Genomic DNA, 1,798 nt, shown 5'->3' on the forward strand with positions numbered 1-1,798 from the left:
GAACGCACACCGGCCGCGGCCGGGTACGGGTCGGCGGGCAGGAAGGTCACCTGCGGCGCGCCCGTCCGCGGATGGACGGCGACCTCCGCCGTCACGCCGTACACCTCCGCGAGCAGGCGCGGCGTGAGCACCTCGGCCGGGGGCCCGGCGGCGGCGAGCCGGCCGGCCCGCAGCACGTACAGCCGGTCGCAGTAGTACGCCGCGAGGTTGAGGTCGTGCAGTGCCACCAGGACCGTCGCGGGCAGCCGCCGCAGCGTGCCGAGGACCTCCAACTGGTGCCGGACGTCGAGGTGGTTGGTCGGTTCGTCGAGGACGAGCAGGGAGGGCTGCTGGGCGAGTGCCCGGGCGATCAGGACACGCTGCCGCTCGCCGCCGGAGAGCCGGTCGAACGCCCGCCCGGCGAGCCCGCAGGCGTCCACCGCGGCGAGCGCGGAGCCGATCAGCGCGGCGTCCTCGGCGGTGTCGCCGTCGAGCAGCCGCTTGTGCGGGCTGCGGCCCATCGCGACGACCTCGCGCACGGTCAGGTCGAAGTCCGCGACCTGGTCCTGCACCACCGCCGCGACCGTCCGGGCGAGCCGTCGGACGGGCAGCGCCCGGGTGTCGGCGCCGTCGAGGAGGACCCGCCCGGCCTCGGGGCGCAGTACCCGGTAGACGGCGCGCAGCAGGCTGGACTTGCCGCTGCCGTTCGGTCCGACCAGGCCGACCACCTCGCCGGAGCGCGCGGTGAGCGAGACGTCCTCGACCAGCCGGCGGGCCCCGGCGGTGAGGGTGACCCCGTCGACGGCGAGGTCGGCCGCGCTCACGACGCGCCCCGGACGGCGGCCCGGCGGGCGTCGCGGCGCATCAGCCAGAGGAAGAACGGCCCGCCGCAGAGCGCGGTGAGCACGCCGACCGGGATCTCGACGGGCGCGGCGACCACCCGGGCCGCGATGTCGGCCCAGACGAGGAAGACGGCGCCGCCGAGTGCTGCGGCCGGCAGGACCTTCCGGTGGTCGCCGCCGACGACGAGCCGCACCGCGTGCGGGAGCATCAGGCCGACGAAGCCGATCGGCCCGGCCGCGGCCACCAGCACGCCGGTGACCAGCGAGAGCAGGACGAACATCCGGGCCCGGAAGCGTGCCACGTCCAGGCCCATCGTCGCGGCCGCCTCCTCCCCGGCGAGCAGCAGGTTCAGGTTGCGGGCCTGCGGCAGCAGGACGGCCAGCCCGAGCAGGACGGCGGCGGCGGGCAGCCACAGGGTGTCCCAGGTGACGCCGCCGAGGCCGCCCAGCGTCCAGGCGAGGACGGCGCGGGCCTCGTTGCCCCGGCCGGTGGTGAGCAGCAGCAGGTCGAGGACGGCGGTCAGCACCGCGGCCACGGCCACGCCGGAGAGCAGCAGCCGGGCGGAGGTGATCCGGCCGCCGGCGCGGGCCGTGGTGTAGACGAGCAGCAGCGCGCCGAGCGCCCCGGCGAAGGCCGCGGCGGACAGCGAGAGCCTGCCGAACAGGGCGGCCCCGAACACGATCACGGCTACCGCGCCCAGCGAGGCGCCGGAGGAGACGCCGAGCAGGTAGGGCTCGGCGAGCGGGTTGCGGACCAGGGCCTGGAGCGCGGTGCCGACCGCGGCGAGCCCGGCCCCGGCCAGCGCGCCGAGCAGCACCCGGGGCGCCCGGACGTCCAGCACGATGGTCTCCCGGGCCCGGGACCAGTCCGGCGGCGAGCGGTCGGCGCCCAGCGCGTGGGCGACGATTCCCCACACCTGCCCGGGCGGCACCCGTACCGAGCCGAGGGCGAGCCCGGCCGCGGCGGAGAGCAGCAG

General features: G+C 77.4%; 2 protein-coding genes. Both read right to left on the bottom strand.

All coding sequences use genetic code 11. From position 1 onward, the window contains the following. Window positions 1–803, bottom strand: an 803-nt coding sequence (locus ACFU74_RS37200) for an ABC transporter ATP-binding protein (RefSeq protein WP_380764564.1), incomplete at its 3' end; no start/stop codon positions are given. After that, on the bottom strand, window positions 800–1,798 hold a 999-nt coding region (locus ACFU74_RS37205; protein WP_380764565.1), incomplete at its 5' end, for a FecCD family ABC transporter permease. The genes ACFU74_RS37200 and ACFU74_RS37205, both read right to left, overlap by 4 nt.

Origin of the sequence: Kitasatospora sp. NPDC057500 (genome assembly GCF_042802195.1) — a bacterium.
GTDB lineage: Bacteria > Actinomycetota > Actinomycetes > Streptomycetales > Streptomycetaceae > Kitasatospora.